The organism is Rosenbergiella metrosideri (assembly GCF_022602565.1).
Taxonomy (GTDB): Bacteria; Pseudomonadota; Gammaproteobacteria; order Enterobacterales; family Enterobacteriaceae; genus Rosenbergiella; species Rosenbergiella metrosideri.
On sequence record NZ_JALBCV010000007.1, the window covers coordinates 99,085 to 120,115 of the forward strand.

Sequence of the window (21,031 nt, forward strand, 5' to 3'; positions counted from 1 at the left end):
CAGAGATCACTGCTGATGTCGCTGAACCTCTCCAAGATATTGAAGAAATTGATAATAATGACGTATTGGGTACCGCCGAAGCGCAGCCTCAGAATAGTCTGGAAGATGTGACCGAATTAGCGCCAATCGTGCCAGCCAAAGAACAAGAACGGCCGTCAAAAGAGGGTTTTTTCGCCCGTCTTAAGCGCAGTTTAGTCAAGACTCGGCAGAACTTAGGGAGCGGCTTCGTTGGGCTATTCCGTGGTAAAAAAATTGACGACGAGCTATTCGAAGAGCTTGAAGAACAATTACTTATCGCTGATGTCGGGATGGATACCACTCAAAAAATTATTCGCTCTTTAACGGCCCAAGCTAACCGTAAGCAGCTCAAAGATGCTGAAGCGCTGTATGGCATTCTCAAAGAAGAGATGGCTGCAATCTTGCATAAAGTTGAACAACCATTGTCTGTTGAAGGGAAAAATCCATTTGTTATTCTAATGGTTGGTGTCAATGGCGTCGGTAAGACCACTACCATTGGGAAGCTGGCTAAACAATATCAATCCGAGGGTAAGTCGGTCATGTTAGCGGCGGGAGATACCTTCCGAGCTGCAGCCGTCGAGCAGCTACAAGTATGGGGCGAGCGTAATAATATTCCTGTTATTGCTCAACATACTGGCGCTGACTCTGCTTCGGTAATATTTGATGCCATTCAAGCGGCAAAATCTCGTGGCGTAGATATACTGATTGCTGACACTGCTGGACGTTTGCAAAATAAATCGCACTTAATGGAAGAGCTTAAGAAGATCACCCGTGTGATGGGCCGTTTAGATGAAGATGCGCCGCATGAGGTGATGCTGACGCTCGATGCCAGTACTGGGCAGAATGCCATTAGCCAAGCTAAATTATTTAATGAAGCAGTGGGACTCACTGGGATAAGTTTAACGAAACTCGATGGGACGGCGAAAGGCGGCGTGATTTTCAGTATTGCTGACCAATTTGGTATTCCCATTCGCTACATTGGTGTGGGCGAAGGAATTGATGACTTACGGCCATTCCAGGCTGAAGATTTTATAGAGGCGCTATTCGCCCGAGAGGAATAATGGAATGATTCGCTTTGAAGAGGTCAGTAAAGCTTATTTAGGAGGGCGTCAGGCCCTTCAGGGCGTGGATTTTCATTTACGCCAAGGAGAAATGGCATTCCTAACCGGGCATTCTGGTGCAGGTAAGAGTACGTTACTCAAGCTGATTTGTGGCATTGAGCGGCCAAGCGCGGGCCAAATATGGTTTAGCGGGCACAACATTACCCGTCTCAAAAACAGTGAAATTCCGTTCTTGCGCCGTCAAATCGGAATGATCTTTCAGGATCACCACCTGCTGATGGATCGGACGGTGTATGACAACATCGCGATTCCACTGATTATTTCTGGAGCCAGCGAAGAAGACATTCGACGCAGAGTCTCCGCAGCGCTTGATAAAGTGGGCCTATTGGATAAGGCAAGAAACTATCCGATTCAGCTCTCCGGGGGGGAGCAACAGAGGGTTGGTATCGCTCGTGCGGTAGTCAATAAACCGGCATTGCTGCTTGCGGATGAACCAACGGGTAACCTAGACCATGCGCTATCGGAAGATATTTTACGCCTATTTGAAGAGTTTAACCGAGTAGGCGTGACAGTATTAATGGCGACGCACGATATTTCTCTTATCGCAAGACGTAACTATAACGTGATGAATCTTAACCAAGGTCGGTTATACAGGGGCGAGGAATGAAAGCGGCTAATAAATTAAATAAGCGCCTGAAAAAACCGGGAGCACCCAAACAAAAGAAAGTGTCTAAGCAGCGAGCTTTGCGTGGAGGCTGGCAAGAACAGTTGCATTACGCTTGGCGAGGAATGTTGGCTGATATGCTACGCCAGCCCTTGGCAACGCTGTTAACGGTCACCGTAATTGCTATCTCATTAACGTTACCTAGCGTCTGCTACATCGTGTGGAAGAACGTCGACCAAGCCGCTAAGCAATGGTATCCAGCGCCTCAGCTAACCGTTTATCTTTCTAAAACCCTTGATGATAGCGCTGCGGAGAACGTCACTCAGCAACTAAAACAGTTGGAAGGCGTGCAGCACGTTGATTATCTCTCTCGTGAAGAAAGTTTAAGTGAGTTTCGTAATTGGTCAGGTTTCGGTGGCGCAATGGATATGCTAGAGCAGAATCCACTACCTGCCGTTGCCGTCGTGACCCCTAAGCTTGACTTCCAAAATGCGGATACCATGAACACGCTGCGTGATCGCATTACCAAGATGAACGGTATTGACGAAGTACGTATGGATGACAGTTGGTTTGCCCGACTCTCTGCATTGACCGGATTAGCAGGGCATGTCGCGTTAATGATTGGTATGTTGATGGTCGTCGCCGTCTTCTTAGTGATCGGTAACAGTGTGAGGTTAAGTATTTTCTCTCGCCGCGATACGATAAATGTTCAGAAGCTCATTGGTGCTACCGACGGTTTCATCTTAAGACCCTTTGTGTATGGTGGGGCAATGCTCGGACTGAGTGGCGCATTCCTTTCACTCATTTTCTCTGAAATTTTGGTCTTCCGGTTAGAGTCGGTGGTATCACATGTCGCATCGGTGTTTAGTGCCTCATTTGATCTTTCCGGCTTCTCATGGGACGAAGCGCTACTATTGCTATTAGTTTCAGCGATGATAGGCTGGTTAGCCGCTTGGCTAGCGACAGTACAGCATTTACGCCGTTTTACACCGGATTAACGCACAGAAATATTTTTTGTTATACTATTATTTGTTATCAGGCCGACGCTGTCGGCATTGCAGGGATAAACGCTAGAATAAATTATTCACAAGAAATAATGAACCTGTGGATAAGTTTGTGCTCTAATCCTATAGCACCAGCTGTTTAGGGTGATCAACCAACGCTAGCGTTAGGGTTTAGTCTGTTTAAGGATGAACAGCATAATTAATTGAGAGGGTTTGAATGACCAACGAAATGCAAGCTTTAGCTATTGCTCCTTTAGGTAATCTGGATGCTTACGTCCGAGCTGCCAACGGCTGTCCGATGCTGTCGGCCGAAGAGGAAAAAGCATTAGCAGAACGGCTGCATTACCAGTCTGATCTGGATGCAGCGAAAAAGCTGATCCTGTCACATCTGCGGTTTGTGGTTCACATTGCTCGGAACTATTCTGGTTACGGTCTGCCTCAGGCTGACCTCATTCAAGAAGGTAATATCGGTCTAATGAAGGCAGTACGTCGCTTCAATCCAGAAGTTGGCGTAAGGTTGGTATCCTTCGCTGTGCACTGGATCAAAGCGGAAATCCACGAGTACGTGTTACGTAACTGGCGTATTGTTAAAGTTGCGACCACTAAAGCACAACGTAAGTTATTCTTTAATTTGCGTAAAACCAAACAACGTCTCGGTTGGTTTAACCAAGATGAAGTTGAAATGGTCGCACGTGAGTTAGGGGTAAGCAGTAAAGATGTGCGTGAGATGGAATCTCGGATGGCTGCCCAAGATATGACCTTCGACCTCACTTCTGACGATGATAATGCAGAAGGTAAGTCGCAGGCGCCAGTACTTTATCTTCAAGATAAAACCTCTGACTTTGCGGACGGTATCGAGGAAGATAACTGGGATTCGCACGCAGCAGACAAGCTCAGTGATGCGATGATGACGCTTGATGAGCGGAGTCAAAATATCATCCGTGCTCGCTGGTTGGACGACGACAATAAGATTACCCTACAAGAGTTAGCTGATCAGTATGGGGTGTCGGCAGAACGAGTTCGCCAACTTGAAAAAAATGCGATGAAAAAGCTACGTGTTGCTATCGAAGCATAGTGATATAACCTTATGATTAAAGGAGATGCTCAGCCATCTCCTTTTTTATGCGCTAAAAACCTTACTGTCATAAAACTGCCTTTAATCTGTCCTTTTTCTGTCACGCTCCGCTGTCATGGTTATGACCAATATTTGTCATCGTTTATTGCATCTATTGGGATATCACTATGTTACCAACGACTATACGCCATTCACTTTTTGCGCTGTGTTTCGCCACCTTTATCCCTTGCGCGAATGCCTCGGTAGACATTCCTTTCTGGCACTCGATGGAAGGAGAGCTAGGGGCTGAGGTCGATAGCCTTGCGCAGCGATTTAACCTAACACACAGTCAGTATCATATTTCGCCAGTTTATAAAGGTAACTATTCACAAAGCTTGGCATCGGGTATCGCTGCCATCCGTGCGGGCCATGCGCCTGCCTTATTACAAGTCTATGAAGTGGGCACCTCCACCATGATGGCCTCCCATGCTATCGTTCCTGTTTGGCAATTATTCCAACAAACAAAAGTCCCGTTAGATGAACAGCAATTTGTCCCCTCAATAGTCAGTTATTACTCTGATGCTAAAACGGGCCACATGGTTGCCGAGCCCTTTAATAGCTCGACACCTGTTTTGTATTTTAATAAAGAGGCTTTTAAACGTGCTGGGCTTGATCCCAATAAAGCCCCCTCAACATGGCAAGAACTTGAGGCCGATGCCATAGCATTAAAGAAAGCTGGACAAGCATGCAGCTACAGCAGTGGGTGGCAAGGCTGGATCCAGTTGGAAGAATTCAGTGCATGGAATGGGTTACCAGTTGCTACCGCGAATAATGGCTTCGATAGTACGGATGTGCGACTGCTCTTCAATGGACCTTTACAAGTTCAACATATCGAACAATTGGCCCGTATGAAGAATGCTGGAACCTTTAGTTATCTCGGAAGAACGGATGAGCCGACCAAAGCATTTTATTCAGGAGACTGTGCCATGATCACGGCCTCTTCTGGCTCATTGGCTGATATTAAACATGCCGCAAAATTTGACTATGGTGTCGCGCCGATGCCTTACCAACAAGGAACGCCTCATGCCCCCCAAAACGCCATCATCGGCGGAGCAAGCTTATGGGTGACGAAAGGCCAAACGCCTGAGGTATATCAAGGCGTCGCAGAATTTCTTAAGTTTTTGACCCAGTCCGATATTGCCGCAGAGTGGCACCAAAAAACCGGCTATTTACCGGTTACAACAGCGGCCTATCAACTCTCGCAACAACAAGGTTTTTATCGCCGTAATCCGGAAGCAGAAACCGCCATTAAACAGATGTTGAACAAAGACCCCTTGCCCTATACCAAGGGATTACGCCTAGGCAATATGCCGCAAATACGCGCTATCGTCGATGAAGAGTTAGAGTCTGTGTGGACGGGTAAGAAAACCGCTAAAGCGGCGTTAGACAGTGCGGTCAACCGCGGCAATCAGCAATTACAGCGTTTTCATCAGCAAGTAAACTAAAGCGTGGAGAGGGCAACCTCTCCAACTGTTTAAGAGACTCCGTTATGGCGACTTCTTTACCTCCTACCTTTAAGTCATCAGTACTTCCCTATCTATTGGTGATGCCCCAGCTGGTCATTACCCTTATATTTTTTCTATGGCCGGCAGCACAAGCATTGTGGTCATCGTTACAGACCAGCGATCCTTTCGGCTTTAGCAGTCGCTTCAGTGGCTGGCTAAATTTCCAAAACCTTTTTGACGATCCTTATTACCTTGAGTCCTTTAAAACAACGTTTATTTTCAGTGGACTCGTGACGGGGTCGGGCTTAGTCATTGCATTAGTATTGGCGGCACTGGTGAACCACATATGGCGGGGGAAAAAATGTTATCAAACGCTCTTTTTATTACCCTATGCTATCGCCCCCGCCATTGCTGCGGTGATGTGGCTGTTCTTGTTCAGCCCAGGGCCAGGTATTGTCAGTCACTGGTTAGGCCAATTGGGCTACCATTGGAACAGCGCGCAAAATAGCCAGCAGGCATTATTTCTAGTGGTTCTCGCGTCGGTATGGCAACAGATCAGTTATAACTTTCTGTTCTTTTTTGCCGCGCTACAGTCGATTCCACGTTCGTTGATAGAAGCTGCAGCACTTGATGGCGCAGGGCCAATCCGACGCTTTATCCATATTGCCTTACCTTTGATGGCACCGGTCTCGTTCTTCTTGTTGGTCGTGAATATTATTTATGCTTTCTTTGATACTTTCCCAGAGATTGACGCGATCACTCAGGGAGGGCCTGTCCAAGCGACAACGACCTTAATTTATAAAATCTATCGAGAGGGATTTACGGGATTAGACCTTGGCTCCTCAGCCGCTCAGTCCGTCATTCTGATGGCAATAGTCATTTTATTGACTGTCGCCCAGTTTAGGTTTATCGACCGTAAGGTACGTTATCAATGATTGAACAGCATCGAAAACTAACGATTTTCAGCCATCTTGTACTCTGGCTATCGGGATTGGTTATCCTTTTTCCTCTTTACATTGTGGTGGTTACCGCGACACTCAGTGATCAGCAAGCGGCACAAATGCCGCTCCCTCTAACTCCTGGCGGACACTTTATCGAGAATATCCAGCAATTGCTGGTACAAGGTGTCGGTGGCCAAAATCTGCCGCTTTACCACCTCCTGTTCAATAGCTTACTGATGGCTTTAGGGATTACCGCAGGCAAGATAGTCATCTCCACGCTTTCGGCTTTTGCGCTGGTCTGGTTTAGGTTCCCTTTCCGCAACCTCTGCTTTTGGCTCATTTTCATTACGTTAATGTTACCTGTGGAAGTACGTATTTTTCCGACGGTGAGTATTGTGACGCAGTTGGGGATGGATAATAGCTTTGCTGGGCTGATTTTACCGATGTTAGCTTCGGCTACTGCGACGTTTTTATTGCGGCAGTACTTCCTTTCCTTACCACATGAACTGATGGAAGCGGCACGTATTGATGGTGCGAGCCCATGGCAATTTTTTATCCATATTGTATTGCCTCTTTCGAAGACGCCTTTAGCCGCCTTGTTCGTGATTATTTTTATTTTTGGTTGGAATCAGTACTTATGGCCATTGGTGATTACCAGTGATAGCCATGTGACGACTGCTGTCGCCGCTATTCGCGGCATGATTAGCAGTGGGGACGGGGTATCCCACTGGAATCAAGTCATGACGGCGGTCTTGTTGACTTTACTGCCTCCTTTAATGGTCGTCCTGGTCATGCAAAAAGCCTTTGTTCAAGGATTAGTTGAGAGTGAGAAATAAGTGATGGCAAGTGTACAACTGCAAGCGTTAACCAAAAGCTATGATGGTAAGCACCAGATCATTAAGCCACTTAATGCGATAATTAACCCTGGCGAATTTGTGGTGATTATCGGTCCTTCAGGTTGTGGAAAGTCGACATTATTACGGATGGTTGCTGGACTCGAAACCGCAACCAGCGGTGATGTCTGGATTAATGATCAGCGTATGACGGATAAAGCGCCCAAAGAGCGCCAAGTCGCGATGGTTTTTCAAAATTATGCACTTTACCCCCATATGACGGTTGAGCAGAATATGGGCTATGGACTTAAGATCCGGGGCATGGGTAAGGCTGAGATCCGTCAACGTGTTCTGACGGTAGCGAAAAGCTTAGAGCTTGATTTACTGCTCTCGCGACGCCCTCGAGAGCTATCGGGAGGGCAACGCCAACGTGTCGCAATGGGAAGAGCCATCATACGCGAACCCTCAGTCTTTTTATTCGATGAGCCGCTGTCCAATTTGGATGCTCGATTACGTGGGCAGATGCGCCTCGAACTCCAGCGATTACATCAACGCTTGAATATAACCAGTTTGTACGTCACGCATGACCAAGTTGAGGCCATGACCTTGGCAGATCGTGTACTGGTTATGAACAAAGGCGTTGTGGAACAATTTGGTTCGCCCAGTGAAGTTTACCAGCGACCACAATCTACTTTTGTCGCCAGCTTTTTAGGTGCGCCCGCGATGAACTTACTTTCTGCTGAACTCTGCGGGGACGGTAACACGTGGAGAATAGAGAGCCGTTTTTCTCTTCCCATAGGTTCCTTGGCAATTAAACCTAACAAGCCGTCAGTAACGCTCGGTATACGTCCAGAACATATTAAGGTTGAGTCAGTTACCAAAAACGGGGACGGCATAATAATTGAAGTCGATGCGGTAGAAATGCTCGGTGCTGATAATATCATTCATGGTAAAATTGGAACGCAACCTTTAGTGATTCGTGCTGCGCAATCGATCAGCCCAAAAGTAGGCGAACTGATAAGGGTGACGTTACCCGCCGATGCCTTACATTATTTTGATACCACCTCAGGACAGCGTTTAGATGACTAATGAAGATTGGCCCTACCCAAGAATTGTCGCTCATCGGGGCGGAGGAAATTTAGCACCAGAGAATACCCTAGCGGCCATAGACTGCGGATATCGTTATGGTCATACCATGATTGAGTTTGACGCTAAACTCTCAGCTGATCAGCAAGTCTTTTTACTTCACGATGATACCCTCACTCGTACGAGTCATTCCCAAGGGGTAGCAGGTGAGATGGTTTGGGAGACCTTACAACAGGTAGATGCTGGCTCATGGTTTTCTGAGCAGTTTGCAGGAGAGGGACTGGCACATCTTGCTGATGTCGCGAAACGTTGTCAGCAATATGGACTCTTCGCCAATATCGAAATTAAACCGACAACAGGTTTAGAAGCCGCTACCGGTACCTTGGTTGCCCGCGCCGCGGCCGACTATTGGCGAGAGATGACGGCACCGCTACTGTCTTCATTTTCTTTTACTGCGCTATTTGCCGCTATGCAGGAACGGCCAGATCTTCCCCGTGGTTACTTAATGCATGAGTGGCAGGACGATTGGCTGAAGACTACTCAGCAATTAGCTTGCGTCTCCCTGCATCTCAATTATCGTCTATTAACCCCAGAACGAATTATGCAAATTAAGCAGGCGGGGTTGCATATTCTTGCTTATACCGTCAACGACCCGCATAAGGCTCGCGCATTATTAGACCTTGGAGTGGATGCAATTTGTACAGATTGTATCGATCAGATTGGCCCACATTTCCCCAATTAGGGTTGGTCTTCTTGGACTTTACGTAACATTTTCTGTTGATGGAGCTCATTTTCTTGCTGTAGTTGTTGAGCACTATTTTGTTGTTCTAGCTGGAGTTGTTGGGAGTGAAGCTGCTGCTGTGTGGACATCTGGTTTTGCAAACGCTGCTGGGTTACCGAAGGCGATAGCGGCGATGGCGTTGAGAGATTGTTAGCAAAGGCCGCTATAGAATTGAGTAGCACCATCAGGACACATAATCTTTTCATAAAAAAAACCTCAATTATTTTTATAATGTTATTGCAAATGATAATGATTGCGATTAACATTCAGTTGTTCCGATGAGACTGACACTCAACGGAACACGACATTGCTCACATTGCTTCCAGTATTTAGCCAGCCTCGTGCTGGCTTTTTTTTTCACTGTTATTCATAAATTTTGAATAGAGCGGTGAAGTTTTTCAGCTATTCTTTTTCTCAACATCTCTTCAAACTATAGAAAATATTGAGGAGGTTTCCATGATTTATATCCGTAGAGCGCAAGAACGTGGCCATGCTCATCATGGCTGGTTAGATAGCTGGCATACATTTTCGTTTGCTGACTACTACGATCCGAATTTTATGGGATTTTCTGCACTGCGCGTGATTAACGAAGATACTATTGCGGCAAGCAAAGGATTTGGCACTCACCCTCATCAAAATATGGAAATTCTTACGTATGTTCTCGCCGGCGTTGTCGAACACCAAGATAGCATGGGCAATAAAGAACAAATTCCGGCAGGGGAGTTCCAGATTATGAGTGCGGGGACTGGCGTTCGTCACTCAGAATATAATCCCGACCCTCAACAGGCTCTGCATCTCTATCAAATTTGGATCATGCCTGATCAGCAGAATATTACTCCTCGTTATGAACAGCGAAAATTTGCTGAGCAACCCGGACGGCAATTTATCCTGACACCGGATGCGAGAGAAAACTCGTTAAAAGTCCATCAGGATATGACCTTATCACGCTGGGTACTTTCTGCTGGAGAGGTAGGGAATATTGATATCGATCCCTCACGTAAAATTTGGGTCCAAGTGGTCAAAGGCGATGTATCAGTTAACGATCAATCTCTCGAGACCAGCGATGCGGCGGCCGTTTGGGATGAAAAACGTCTTACTTTCTCTGCCAATCAACCCACGGAACTCTTAATTTTCGACTTACCGCCAGTGTAAAAAGTTATGGGTAATGTGAGACGGCTTCCAGATAGCCGTCTCTTTTTTTTAGGTAGTGTAAAATAGTGTTACTATTAAATTACTCTTACTTCCTACTTAATTGAGCGCAATGAAGAAAAAAAGGCCAATATTACAAGATGTTGCCGATCGCGTTGGTGTGACTAAAATGACGGTTAGCCGTTATCTACGCAATCCACAGCAAGTGTCTGCCCCGCTTGGCGAAAGGATTGCCCTTGCGCTCGATGAGCTCGGTTATATTCCTAACCGTGTACCCGATATGCTGTCAAATGCTACAAGCCGAGCGATTGGGATATTACTGCCTTCCTTAACAAACCACGTTTTTGCCGATGTACTTCAAGGTATCGAATCCATCACTGACCAAGCCGGTTATCAAACGTTAGTTGCGCACTTTGGCTATCATGCTGAGAAAGAGGAACGTCAACTTCGCTCGTTACTAGGCTGGAATGTTGACGGGGTGATCTTAACGGAGCGCCAACATACCCCTGGTACATTACGTATGCTAGAGGTAGCCGGGATCCCTGTTGTCGAAATTATGGACTCGTCTTCGCCTTATTTAGACATGGCAGTGGGGTTTAATAATATCGCGGCAGCTCGTCAAATGACCGCAAGCATGATCGCTCAAGGCCACCGGCATCTTGTCTATCTTGGCGCTCGGTTAGACGAACGAACGTTGCAGAAAAAAGCCGGATATATTGAGGCAATGGAGCAGTTTGGGTTAGTTCCTCGCACGGTAATGAGCGAGCAGCCTTCTTCATTTAGTACGGGAGGCGAACTATTAAAACTGGCTCAGCAGCGTTATCCAGACGTTGACGGGATATTTTGTACTAATGATGACCTTGCAATCGGTGCAATGTTCGAGTGTCAGCGACAAGGTATCGCTGTGCCTACTCAAATGGCGATTGCCGGTTTTCATGGCCATGACATTACAGAGAACGTCTCACCCACCTTAGCTACGGTTGTGACGCCTAGGAAAAAAATGGGCACAATCGCCGCAGAAATGTTGCTCACCCGTTTGGCGGGAAAGACATGTGAGTCTCACTGCATTGATTTAGGATTTTCACTTAGAATGGGCGGTAGTATTTAATCATTTTTATGATTGAGTTCACATTTTAAGCCTTTTGTTAACGAATAGATTGCGCTTCAACCGACAAGCTATAACAATAGTTATTAAATTGTTATCGGTAACATTGTGAATGACTAAGGTTGGAGCAGTTATGACAGAAGCCTCTTCTCAACATTACGTGTTCGTCCTGATGGGTGTCTCAGGTAGCGGAAAATCAGTTGTTGCTAATCAAGTCTCACAAAAGCTGCAGACGGCTTTTCTCGATGGTGACTTCTTGCATCCTCGATCTAATATTTTAAAAATGGCTGAAGGCGAGCCACTGAACGATCAAGATCGAGCCCCTTGGCTTCAAGCCATTAACGATGCTGCGTTTGCTATGCAGCGTACGCAAAAAGTCTCTATCATCGTATGTTCATCCTTAAAGAAAAGTTATCGAGATATTCTGCGTAACGGTAACAAGAATCTCAAGTTCATTTATTTGAAAGGGGACTTTGAGACCATCGAACAGCGCCTCAAAACCCGTAAAGGCCACTTCTTTAAAACAAACATGCTAGTGACTCAATTCGATACCTTGGAAGAACCTAACGGTTCAGAATCTGATGTGTTAGTCGTTGATATTAGCCGCTCACTCGATGATGTCATTGCTGAGACAGTTGCAACGATAAAAAATAATATCCAATAAGGTTAAGTCATGAGCACGGCAACACTCGTTTTAACGGCAGCAGGCTCTGTCATACTGCTTCTATTTTTAGTCATGAAAGCGCGGATGCATGCTTTTGTCGCACTCATGCTCGTTTCCGTGGGTGCCGGTATTTTTTCAGGGATGCCACTGGATAAAATTACTGACACCATGCAAAAAGGGATGGGGGGCACTTTAGGCTTCCTGGCCGTAGTGGTCGCACTCGGTGCGATGTTCGGTAAAATTTTGCATGAAACTGGCGCTGTTGACCAAATAGCGATACGGATGTTGAAAACCTTTGGAGAAAAGCGTTCCCACTTTGCTATGGGGGCCGCAGGCTTTATCTGTGCACTGCCACTTTTTTTCGAAGTTGCGATTGTATTATTGATCAGCATTGCTTTTGCGGTCGCGCGTCGCACTAACGACAACATGGTGAAGCTGGTCATCCCGTTGTTCGCCGGCGTTGCGGCGGCAGCGGCTTTTGTGTTACCAGGGCCTGCACCGATGCTACTGGCTTCGCAAATGCATGCGGATTTTGGCTGGATGATTTTACTCGGTCTCTGCGCGGCAATTCCTGGAATGCTTATCGCGGGTCCTCTCTTCGGTAACTTCATTGCAAAACGTGTACAATTTGCCTCCCCAGCAGCAGATAGTTTTCCTGAAGTGGCGAAAGATAAGCTACCCTCTTTTGGTTTCAGTTTATCGCTGATCCTCTTCCCGCTAATTTTGGTCGGTTTAAAAACGATAGCGGCCAACTTTATCGATAAGGGAAGTCGTCTTTATGAATATTTCGAATTTATTGGCCACCCTTTTATTGCGATTCTCATTGCCGTATTAATCACGATTTACGGTTTAGCTTATCGCCAAGGTATGGATAAGTCTCGAGTGATGGCGATTTGTGGTGAAGCGTTACAACCCGCAGGGATTATCTTACTGGTTATTGGAGCAGGGGGCGTTTTTAAACAAGTCCTCGTTGATTCAGGTGTCGGTCCAGCGCTTGGTCACTCCTTAACAGGCTTAGGCTTACCTGTCGCCCTCTCGTGCTTCATCTTGGCTGGGGTGGTTCGTATTATTCAAGGCTCGGCAACGGTAGCGTGCTTGACCGCAGTAGGACTGATCATGCCAGTGATTGAACCGTTACATTATAGCGGCGCTCAGCTGGCGGCTCTTTCGATCTGTATCGGTGGGGGTTCAATTATTGTGAGTCACGTCAATGATGCAGGATTTTGGTTATTTGGACGTTTTACGGGGGCGACAGAAGTGGAGACCCTTAAGACGTGGACGATGATGGAAACCATCCTCGGGGTGACGGGGGGGATTATTGGTATGATTGCCTTCGAATTACTGTCCTAATACAAAAAGGGTCGAGATATCGACCCTTGTTTTTACTAGAGTTTTAAATAGGCTCGAATCCCATCTAAAAACATCTGTGTGGCAATCATTATTAGAATGAGTCCCATCAGTCGCTCAAGCGCATTCACGCCCTTCGCCCCCAACAGCCTTAGAAATAGCCCGGACATCATCAGGATGGCTGCAGTGATTCCCCATGCGATGAAGAGCGCGATGATCAGCATCCCCATATCTCCAGGGTACTGATGCGACATCAGCATTAAGGTCGCAAGCAGCGAAGGACCTGCTAACAGGGGAATGGCTAAGGGAACTAAGAAAGGTTCTTCGCCCGCGGGCAAACCGGAAGTCGTGGATTCTGGTGAGGGAAAAATCATTTTTATCGCGATCAAAAATAAAATAATCCCACCAGAAATGGAGACCGTTTCTGCTCGTAAATTCAGAAAGGCCAACATTTTTTCGCCGGTAAATAAAAACAGCAGCATAATCACGAGGGCAATCAGTAATTCACGAATAATGATGACTCGTCGACGCTTAGGATCAATATGTTTTAAAACCGACATAAAGATCGGTAGGTTACCCAGCGGGTCCATAATCAAAACCAGCAATACTGCGGCAGAAAAAAGTTCAGTCATGACTTATCGTCGTCCTTCTAGGCGGCTAATATTAGCCAGATGATAAATTAATCGAGCAATATCGATTTTTTCACTTGCTAGTACGTCCAGTTTTTGTAGAGTTTGATAGTATCATTCCCATCGGCGGGAGTGCAGACATATCCGTTTATCGGTATGCAGCATATTTATTATTACAGCAGGCACAACATGAAAAATGTAGGGTTTATCGGGTGGCGTGGCATGGTGGGTTCCGTGCTGATGTCGCGTATGATTGAGGAAAATGACTTCTCTGTCATTAATCCAGTCTTTTTTTCGACTTCACAGCATGGCCAGCCAGCGCCTATTTTTGGCGGACACAGCCAAGGGAGCTTACAGGACGCGTATGATATTGATGCCTTAGCGAGCCTCGATATTATTGTTACCTGCCAAGGTGGGGATTATACCAGTGACGTTTATCCTCGTTTGCGTCAAGCTGGATGGCAAGGCTATTGGATTGATGCGGCTTCAACGCTTCGTATGGCCGATGAAGCGATCATCATCCTTGATCCGGTAAACCAACAAGTCATTACCGATGGGATTAATCGTGGCGTCAAAACCTTCGTAGGGGGTAACTGCACCGTCAGCTTAATGTTGATGTCGCTGGGTGGGCTGTTCTCACAAGGTCTTGTTGAATGGGCTTCTGTGGCGACTTATCAGGCGGCATCGGGCGGTGGTGCACGTCATATGCGTGAGTTGTTGACGCAGATGGGTATGCTCCATGATCACGTGGCAACCTCATTACAGGATCCTGCTTCGGCTATCCTTGATATTGAACGCAGTGTCACCGATTTTACTCGCTCGGGGACCTTACCTACGGATAATTTTGGAGTACCCTTGGCGGGAAGCCTTATTCCGTGGATCGATAAGCAACTGCCGAGCGGTCAAAGCAAAGAAGAGTGGAAGGGACAAGCCGAAACTAACAAAATTTTGGCAACCCAGCAGATCATCCCTGTTGATGGACTGTGTGTGCGTGTGGGGGCTTTACGCTGCCATAGCCAAGCCTTTACTCTCAAATTGAAGCAAGATATTCCATTGGCGGATATTGAGCTGATGCTTGGGGCACATAACCCTTGGGTTAAAGTTATTCCCAATGACCGTGAGCTGACGTTGCGCGAACTGACACCAGCAGCCGTGACTGGTACTCTCACGACGCCGGTTGGACGCCTTCGTAAATTAAATATGGGGCCTGAATATCTCTCCGCCTTTACCGTGGGGGATCAGTTGCTCTGGGGCGCGGCAGAGCCGCTAAGAAGAATGTTACGCCAATTGGTCGGTTAATAAAGACCCCCCGATAGTAGATTATCCAACTATCGGGGTCACTTCACTCGCCTGGTATTTCTATACCAGCGAGTCGGTTACTCGGCAGATCAAGAGAGATGCTGTTCTAGCCAACGGGAGACTTCTTCTTGTTGCTCCGGTGAGAGCCACATACCTTGTTTTGTTCTGCGCCATAGTGCATCTTCAGCTGTGCGAACCCACTCGTTATCGACTAGATAACGAAGCTCTTTTTCGTAAAAATCGTGACCGAAGTGGTGGCCCAATTGTTCAATACTCGTCACGCCCTCAAGTAGCTTATCCGTATCGCTGCCGTAGGTGCGTGCATAATGACGCGACATCTCTGTACTGATAAAAGGGTAGCGCTTGCGAAGGTTTTGCGTAAACGCCTCACGAGTCCCCGTAAAGTGGCCGCCCGGTAATACGCACTCTTTGGTCCAGGCTGGCCCAATACTGGGATAGTATTTTGCTAGCTTCTCTAAAGCATGCTCCGCCAATTTACGATAAGTGGTTAACTTCCCACCAAATACAGAAAGTAACGGTGCACGACCTCGCTCATCGTGCACATCCAGAGTGTAGTCACGTGTTATCGCTTGAGGAGAGTCTGATTCATCATCGCATAATGGACGTACGCCGGAATAGCTCCAGACAATATCTTCGGTACCTAATTGGCGTTTAAAGTATTGATTATAGACTTTGAGTAGATACGCGGTCTCTTTCTCGTCGATCTTAACGGCCAGGGGGTCGCCTTTATATTCCACATCGGTCGTACCGATGATTGAGAATTCATCCATCCACGGGATAACAAAAACGATACGATTATCTTCGTTTTGAAGAATATAAGCTTGTTTCTCATCGTGGGCTTTCGGGACAACGATATGGCTTCCTTTGATCAGGCGGATACCGTAAGGCGATTTGATGGCTAATTGGTTATCGAAAATATCCTTAACCCATGGGCCTGCCGCATTGACTAAGCCTTTTGCTTGCCAATGTAGTACCTCGCCAGTATCGACATTTTCAGCTTCAACCTGCCATAAACCTTTTTCACGCCATGCACGGGTGACTTTTGTACGGGTGCGGACTTCGCCCCCTTTTTCAACCACCTCTTGGGCATTAACGACGACCATCCGCGCATCATCAACCCAGCAATCCGAGTATTCGAAACCTTTCGTAATATCGGGTTTCAGCGCGGATTGTGTACCAAACTTGAGACTTTTACTGGCAGGTAAGCTTGTGCGTTTACCCAAGTGGTCATACATAAATAGGCCAGCACGGATCATCCATGCGGGACGAAGATGGGGCTGGTGGGGTAAGCGAAAGCGCATAGGGAAGGCGAGTTGCGGTGCCATTTTTAATAACACTTCACGTTCCGCTAACGCTTCGCTCACTAAACGGAATTCATAATGCTCTAAATAACGTAAGCCACCGTGAATGAGTTTCGAACTGGCAGAGGAGGTCGCGCAGGCAAAGTCTTTTGCTTCGAGCAGCAATACAGATAGTCCGCGGCCAGCCGCGTCGACCGCGATGCCAGCCCCATTAATACCGCCTCCGATCACAATCAAGTCTTTGGTTTCCACGTGCACTCCTCACTTATTGGCCATCAATAATGTTCGTTTTCGAAAATATAATAATCGAAATCAAACATATTTGCCAATATTTAACCGTAAAAAAACATATTAGCGTGATACAAATAACATTTAAGTGGAACGTAAACTCAATGGTGAAGTGGAAAGGGTTAATCGAGACGAAATTACAGGTACAATATGAAAGACCTGCAATAATTTTGAGAGCAATTATGGATACTTACGAGTGCATTGATGTACTGGCCGCAGAAAAGTACTTACAAGAAGGGGCGCGTCTGGTTGATATTCGTGATCCTCAAAGTTTTGAAAAAGCGCATATTCGAGGAGCATTTCATTTAACGAACGGCTCGTTGAATCTGTTTATAGAAGACAGTGATTATGACCAACCGGTGCTAGTCCTCTGTTATCACGGTAATAGCAGCAAAGGTGCGGCACAATATTTGATTAACCAAGGATTTGACCAAGTTTATAGTGTGGATGGTGGGTTTGATGCATGGTATGCACGTTTTCCCGATCAAGTGATCAAAGAGATCTAGTCCCCTTAAACCTGGTATTGAGGATGATATGATTCGAATCACCGAATTTACAAACCCGCGAATGGCCTATGCATTTGTTGATTATATGGCGACGCAAGGGATTAAATTAACTATTGAACAGCAGCAGAATTACGTCTTATTTCTCGAAGATGAGCAAAAACTGGATGACGTTAACACTGCGTTACAGCAATTTATTCGCGAGCCTTCCAACCCGCGCTATCTTGCCGCTAGTTGGCAGAGCGGCCGTGCAGGAACCCGGTTAGGTTATCCTAAAGCAGAGTTATGGCGGAACATTAAAGATCGTGCAGGGCCGCTGACGCTGACTGTTATGGCATTAGTCGTCATTGCCTACTTGTTACTCATGTTTGTTGGCGAACAGCCGATTTTCTATTGGCTGAGTTGGCCTGCCAACAGTGAGCAAGGGCTTCAGGTCTGGCGCTGGGTGAGCCATATCTTTATCCACTTTAGTCTGCTGCAAATTGTCTTCAATTTGATGTGGTGGTGGTACCTCGGTGGCGTGATTGAGAAGCGTCTGGGTAGTGGTAAGTTATTTGTGATTACGGTCATCTCAGCGTTATTATCCGGCTGGATGCAAGCTAAGTTTAGCGGTATTTGGTTCGGTGGCCTTTCTGGCGTCGTTTACGCGTTAATGGGCTATAGCTGGTTACGAGGTGAACGTGACCCTGATAGTGGTATCTATCTAGAACGTGGTCTGATCGTGTTTGCTCTGCTGTGGTTAGCGGCCGGTTATTACGGTGTCTTTGGTAACCCAATGAGTAATATGGCCTATATTGTTGGACTCGTCATTGGGCTGGCGATGGCTTTCGTTGATAGCCAAGCGGCGCTGAAAAAGCGTAAGTGAAGGACGTTTAATGAAACAGACGCAGAGACATGATGCTATTGTGGAGCTTGTGAAACGGCAAGGATACGTCAGTACTGAAGAGTTGGTGGAGTTTTTTTCAGTCACTCCCCAGACAATTCGTCGCGATCTCAACGATTTAGCGGAGAAAAACCTTATTCAGCGCCATCACGGTGGCGCTGCGCTACCTTCAAGTGCCGAGAATACTGATTGGCACGATCGTAAGATGATGCACTCCAGTGCGAAAACGCGTATTGCCACGAAAGTCGCCCAGCAAATACCGGATGGTTCAACCCTTTTTATCGATATCGGTACCACGCCAGAAGCGGTGGCTCACGCCCTAATGGGCCACCATAATCTACAAATCGTGACGAATAACCTTAATGTCGCCCAACTGATGATGGCCAAGACAGATTTTCGCGTCATCATTGCTGGGGGAACCTTGCGTGCCAGTGATGGGGGGATTATTGGTGAAGCGACGATGGATTTTATTTCGCAATTTCGGCTCGATTTTGGCGTAATTGGTATTAGCGGAATTGATGAAGCCGGTACGATGTTAGAATTCGATTATCACGAAGTACGGACTAAACGTGCGATTATTGAAAACTCGCGATGCGTTATGTTGGTCACCGACGGTTCAAAATTTGGGCGTAAAGCGATGGTAAGTTTAGGGGGAGTGGAGATGTTGGATTCACTCTTTACAGATAAGTTGCCACCAGAGCCTATTCTACATCTGCTGTCTAAGCATACGGTCAAGCTTGAAATATGTTAATCACTCTGCCCGAATATCGGGCAGAATTTTCACTCAGTAATAAGAGTGCTCGCCACGCTGGTGCTCGGTCAAATCTCGTACACCTTTAAGCTCAGGGAAGGTAGCAAGAAGTTCCTTCTCAATCCCTTCTTTCAACGTGACATCGACCATTGAACAGCCGTTACATCCGCCGCCAAATTGTAGAATGGCGTAACCTTCCGGCGTGATCTCCATAAGGGAAACCTTTCCGCCATGACTGGCTAGTTGTGGATTGATTTGAGCTTGTAACTGGTACTCTACACGCTCAATCAATGGTGCATCGTCAGACACTTTACGCATTTTAGCGTTAGGCGCTTTTAAAGTCAGTTGCGAACCGAGATTGTCGGTGACGAAATCAATCTCTGCTTCATCCAAATAGGGCGCGCTTAACTCATCGACGTAAGCGGTGAGAAACTCGTATTTTAATTCCGTGTCGGTGCTTTCAACTGCATCTGGCGGGCAGTACGACACGCCACATTCCGCGGTAGGCGTGCCGGGATTAATGACGAAGACACGGATCTGTGTTCCGGGCTCTTGTTTAGTGAGCAATTTCGCAAAATGTTGTTGGGCTGTATCGGTTATATGAATCATAAGACATCGCTCAATGTTATCTATGTTAAAAGTCATCTTACGCGCATCACTGCCACTCTACAAGGTACGGCACAGGCACCACACCTGCACGCTAGCAACCTGCTGCTGCTGCAAAAGCCTAACGATTTCTCGAGCTGTGGCACCTGTCGTTACGACATCATCAACGAGCGCAACATGTTTACCACCCAGTGAGGCAGTCACTTCATACACTTGGCCGAGATTGTGTTGACGGCTCGCTCTATCGAGAGTGTGTTGCATTGTTGTTAATTTTGTACAACGTATGGCATTGGACCAATATTGACAAGCGAGCCAACGAGCTAGAGGTCTAGCGAGAAGATCGCTTTGGTTGAAGCCCCGTTGTTGATAACGCTTAGGATGTAAGGGAACGGCGACAACAATATCGGGTTTCTGCCACAAGTAATGCCGTCGATATCGTAAGTAGTTTAGCAAAATGAGCCTCGAAAGCATGGCGGCAAGTGCGGTCTGTGACGAAAATTTGAACTGGTGAAGTAGCTTACTAAGAGGAGGAAGGTAATTGGCCGCCGCAATCGTACCTAGCCATGGAAAAGGGCTTTGTTGGCACGCGTGACAGGCATTACAAACGGTTTCAGCCGGTAAAGCGCAGCGTAAACAACGTGGTTGGTCGAGCAATAGTTGCCGTTCGCACCAAGAACAAATTCCTACTGATGCATGCCAAACGGGTAGCATACATATCCAACACCTACTTTTGATTGTTAACATAGGCTATCCCTCCAAGAGAACAGAGATTATGACCTTATTTACACAACACATCGGACAAGGTAATCAGCCACTTGTGCTACTCCACGGGTGGGGATTGAATTCCCAGGTGTGGGATTTCATTTTATCGCCACTCAGTCCTCATTTTTCAATTACCCTGATCGACCTCCCTGGCTACGGTCGCAGTCAATTCTTCGATACATTGAGTCTCGACGAGATGGCTAGCCATATTGCGCCGCATATCCCCTCAGAAAGCGTCGTACTAGGTTGGTCCCTTGGAGGATTGGTGGCAGCACAATTAGCCATCGACTTCAAAGAGAAAGTTAAGCAGCTTATCTTTGTCGCTTCTTCACCTTGTTTTAGTCAAAGAGAACAATGGCCGGGAATTAGCCCAGAGGTTCTCGGTAACTTTCAAACGCAATTAGCAACGGATTTTCGCCGAACGATTGAGCGCTTTCTTGCTTTACAAAGTTTGGGGACTGAAAATGCTTCGTTAAACACTAGAACGTTGAAGCAGGCGATCGTCGACCAACCTCAAGCCTCATTAGCAGTATTAAATAAGGGGCTAACTATTTTACAGAACGACGATTTACGTCAAAAACTCCCATCGATAACTGCGCCGACCCTACGCATTTACGGTGCCTTAGATAGCTTAGTCCCTCGTAAAAGTATTCCGCTAACGGACAAGTTATGGCCAACCAGCCAATCGATAGTGATTGAACACGCCGCACATGCACCATTTATTTCACATCCGGAACAGTTTTGTGAAGCAGTTATAAAATTTACGCATTAGCATT

At 46.7% G+C, this 21,031-nt stretch carries 23 protein-coding genes; 18 read left to right on the forward strand and 5 right to left on the reverse strand.

All coding sequences use genetic code 11. From position 1 onward, the window contains the following. The 9 genes from ftsY to ugpQ all read left to right on the forward strand — a co-directional run. A partial coding sequence (gene ftsY / locus MKR94_RS08945) for a signal recognition particle-docking protein FtsY (RefSeq protein WP_241646603.1) occupies positions 1-1,079 on the forward strand: 1,079 nt, incomplete at its 5' end. A 4-nt stretch (positions 1,080-1,083) separates the two neighbouring features. Further along, complete coding sequence (ftsE, locus tag MKR94_RS08950) at positions 1,084-1,746, forward strand: cell division ATP-binding protein FtsE (protein ID WP_048911292.1); 663 nt, start codon at positions 1,084-1,086, stop codon at positions 1,744-1,746. Continuing rightward, positions 1,743-2,741: a permease-like cell division protein FtsX gene (gene ftsX, locus MKR94_RS08955; RefSeq protein ID WP_241646604.1), complete on the forward strand. Its 999-nt coding sequence runs from the start codon at positions 1,743-1,745 to the stop codon at positions 2,739-2,741. Before ftsE ends, ftsX begins: the two co-directional genes overlap by 4 nt. Positions 2,742-2,964: 223 nt before the next feature. After that, entirely contained in the window at positions 2,965-3,822 is an 858-nt protein-coding gene (gene rpoH, locus MKR94_RS08960) for an RNA polymerase sigma factor RpoH (RefSeq protein ID WP_048911294.1), read from the forward strand. Between the two features lie 167 nt (positions 3,823-3,989). Then, entirely contained in the window at positions 3,990-5,306 is a 1,317-nt protein-coding gene (ugpB, locus tag MKR94_RS08965; RefSeq protein ID WP_241646605.1) for a sn-glycerol-3-phosphate ABC transporter substrate-binding protein UgpB, read from the forward strand. A gap of 44 nt (positions 5,307-5,350) precedes the next feature. Beyond that, entirely contained in the window at positions 5,351-6,241 is an 891-nt protein-coding gene (gene ugpA / locus MKR94_RS08970; RefSeq protein ID WP_241646606.1) for a sn-glycerol-3-phosphate ABC transporter permease UgpA, read from the forward strand. Then, complete coding sequence (gene ugpE / locus MKR94_RS08975) at positions 6,238-7,083, forward strand: sn-glycerol-3-phosphate ABC transporter permease UgpE (protein ID WP_241646607.1); 846 nt, start codon at positions 6,238-6,240, stop codon at positions 7,081-7,083. The genes ugpA and ugpE overlap by 4 nt, the downstream gene beginning before the upstream one ends. A 3-nt stretch (positions 7,084-7,086) precedes the next feature. Next, the gene (locus MKR94_RS08980; protein ID WP_241646608.1) at positions 7,087-8,169 is read left to right on the forward strand and encodes a sn-glycerol-3-phosphate import ATP-binding protein UgpC; all 1,083 of its coding nucleotides are present in this window, start codon (positions 7,087-7,089) and stop codon (positions 8,167-8,169) included. Then, a complete protein-coding gene (gene ugpQ / locus MKR94_RS08985) occupies positions 8,162-8,908 on the forward strand; it encodes a glycerophosphodiester phosphodiesterase (protein ID WP_241646609.1) in 747 nt (248 codons plus the stop codon). Before MKR94_RS08980 ends, ugpQ begins: the two co-directional genes overlap by 8 nt. Here ugpQ and MKR94_RS08990 read toward each other — a convergent pair. Then, positions 8,905-9,153 (reverse strand): hypothetical protein, encoded by a 249-nt coding sequence (locus MKR94_RS08990; RefSeq protein ID WP_241646610.1) that lies wholly within the window; start codon positions 9,151-9,153, stop codon positions 8,905-8,907. The two genes, ugpQ and MKR94_RS08990, sit on opposite strands and share 4 nt — an antisense overlap. A gap of 250 nt (positions 9,154-9,403) precedes the next feature. On the opposite strand from MKR94_RS08990, the gene MKR94_RS08995 reads away from it, so the two are divergent. The 4 genes from MKR94_RS08995 (at position 9,404) to gntU (ending at position 13,215) form a co-directional block, all read left to right on the forward strand. Beyond that, positions 9,404-10,099, forward strand: a complete 696-nt coding sequence (locus MKR94_RS08995; protein WP_241646611.1) for a pirin family protein — start codon at positions 9,404-9,406, stop codon at positions 10,097-10,099. 109 nt (positions 10,100-10,208) lie between these two features. After that, on the forward strand, positions 10,209-11,204 hold the full coding sequence (gene gntR, locus MKR94_RS09000) for a gluconate operon transcriptional repressor GntR (protein WP_241646612.1): 996 nt from the start codon (positions 10,209-10,211) through the stop codon (positions 11,202-11,204). Positions 11,205-11,334: 130 nt separating this feature from the next. After that, positions 11,335-11,865 (forward strand): gluconokinase, encoded by a 531-nt coding sequence (gntK, locus tag MKR94_RS09005; RefSeq protein ID WP_241646613.1) that lies wholly within the window; start codon positions 11,335-11,337, stop codon positions 11,863-11,865. A 9-nt stretch (positions 11,866-11,874) separates the two neighbouring features. After that, the gene (gntU, locus tag MKR94_RS09010; protein ID WP_241646614.1) at positions 11,875-13,215 is read left to right on the forward strand and encodes a gluconate transporter; all 1,341 of its coding nucleotides are present in this window, start codon (positions 11,875-11,877) and stop codon (positions 13,213-13,215) included. Positions 13,216-13,250: 35 nt separating this feature from the next. Here the strand turns inward: gntU and MKR94_RS09015 are convergent, their stop codons facing one another. Beyond that, positions 13,251-13,844, reverse strand: a complete 594-nt coding sequence (locus tag MKR94_RS09015) for a YhgN family NAAT transporter (protein WP_241646615.1) — start codon at positions 13,842-13,844, stop codon at positions 13,251-13,253. Between the two features lie 186 nt (positions 13,845-14,030). Between MKR94_RS09015 and asd the strand changes: the two genes are divergently transcribed. Then, positions 14,031-15,140: an aspartate-semialdehyde dehydrogenase gene (gene asd, locus MKR94_RS09020; protein ID WP_241646616.1), complete on the forward strand. Its 1,110-nt coding sequence runs from the start codon at positions 14,031-14,033 to the stop codon at positions 15,138-15,140. An 89-nt stretch (positions 15,141-15,229) separates the two neighbouring features. On the opposite strand, the gene glpD is transcribed toward asd, so the two are convergent. Beyond that, positions 15,230-16,714, reverse strand: coding sequence for a glycerol-3-phosphate dehydrogenase (gene glpD / locus MKR94_RS09025; protein WP_241646617.1), 1,485 nt, complete (start codon positions 16,712-16,714; stop codon positions 15,230-15,232). A gap of 218 nt (positions 16,715-16,932) precedes the next feature. Here glpD and glpE point away from each other — a divergent pair, with 218 nt between their 5' ends. Genes glpE through MKR94_RS09040 form a run of 3 tightly spaced genes read left to right on the forward strand, consistent with a single transcriptional unit; the run spans position 16,933 to position 18,887 of the window. After that, positions 16,933-17,256: a thiosulfate sulfurtransferase GlpE gene (glpE, locus tag MKR94_RS09030; protein ID WP_241646618.1), complete on the forward strand. Its 324-nt coding sequence runs from the start codon at positions 16,933-16,935 to the stop codon at positions 17,254-17,256. A gap of 31 nt (positions 17,257-17,287) precedes the next feature. After that, the gene (gene glpG, locus MKR94_RS09035) at positions 17,288-18,118 is read left to right on the forward strand and encodes a rhomboid family intramembrane serine protease GlpG (protein WP_241646656.1); all 831 of its coding nucleotides are present in this window, start codon (positions 17,288-17,290) and stop codon (positions 18,116-18,118) included. A 10-nt stretch (positions 18,119-18,128) separates the two neighbouring features. Beyond that, positions 18,129-18,887 carry a DeoR/GlpR family transcriptional regulator gene (locus MKR94_RS09040; protein WP_241646619.1) on the forward strand — a complete coding sequence of 253 codons (759 nt, stop codon included), beginning with the start codon at positions 18,129-18,131 and terminating at the stop codon, positions 18,885-18,887. A 33-nt stretch (positions 18,888-18,920) separates the two neighbouring features. Here the strand turns inward: MKR94_RS09040 and nfuA are convergent, their stop codons facing one another. Together nfuA and MKR94_RS09050 are read right to left on the reverse strand one after the other, a co-directional pair. Then, entirely contained in the window at positions 18,921-19,496 is a 576-nt protein-coding gene (gene nfuA, locus MKR94_RS09045; RefSeq protein WP_048912912.1) for a Fe-S biogenesis protein NfuA, read from the reverse strand. 57 nt (positions 19,497-19,553) lie between these two features. After that, positions 19,554-20,237 carry a phosphoribosyltransferase family protein gene (locus MKR94_RS09050; RefSeq protein WP_241646620.1) on the reverse strand — a complete coding sequence of 228 codons (684 nt, stop codon included), beginning with the start codon at positions 20,235-20,237 and terminating at the stop codon, positions 19,554-19,556. Between the two features lie 25 nt (positions 20,238-20,262). Here MKR94_RS09050 and bioH point away from each other — a divergent pair, with 25 nt between their 5' ends. Continuing rightward, positions 20,263-21,027 (forward strand): pimeloyl-ACP methyl ester esterase BioH, encoded by a 765-nt coding sequence (gene bioH, locus MKR94_RS09055; protein WP_241646657.1) that lies wholly within the window; start codon positions 20,263-20,265, stop codon positions 21,025-21,027. Positions 21,028-21,031: the final 4 nt, after the last annotated feature.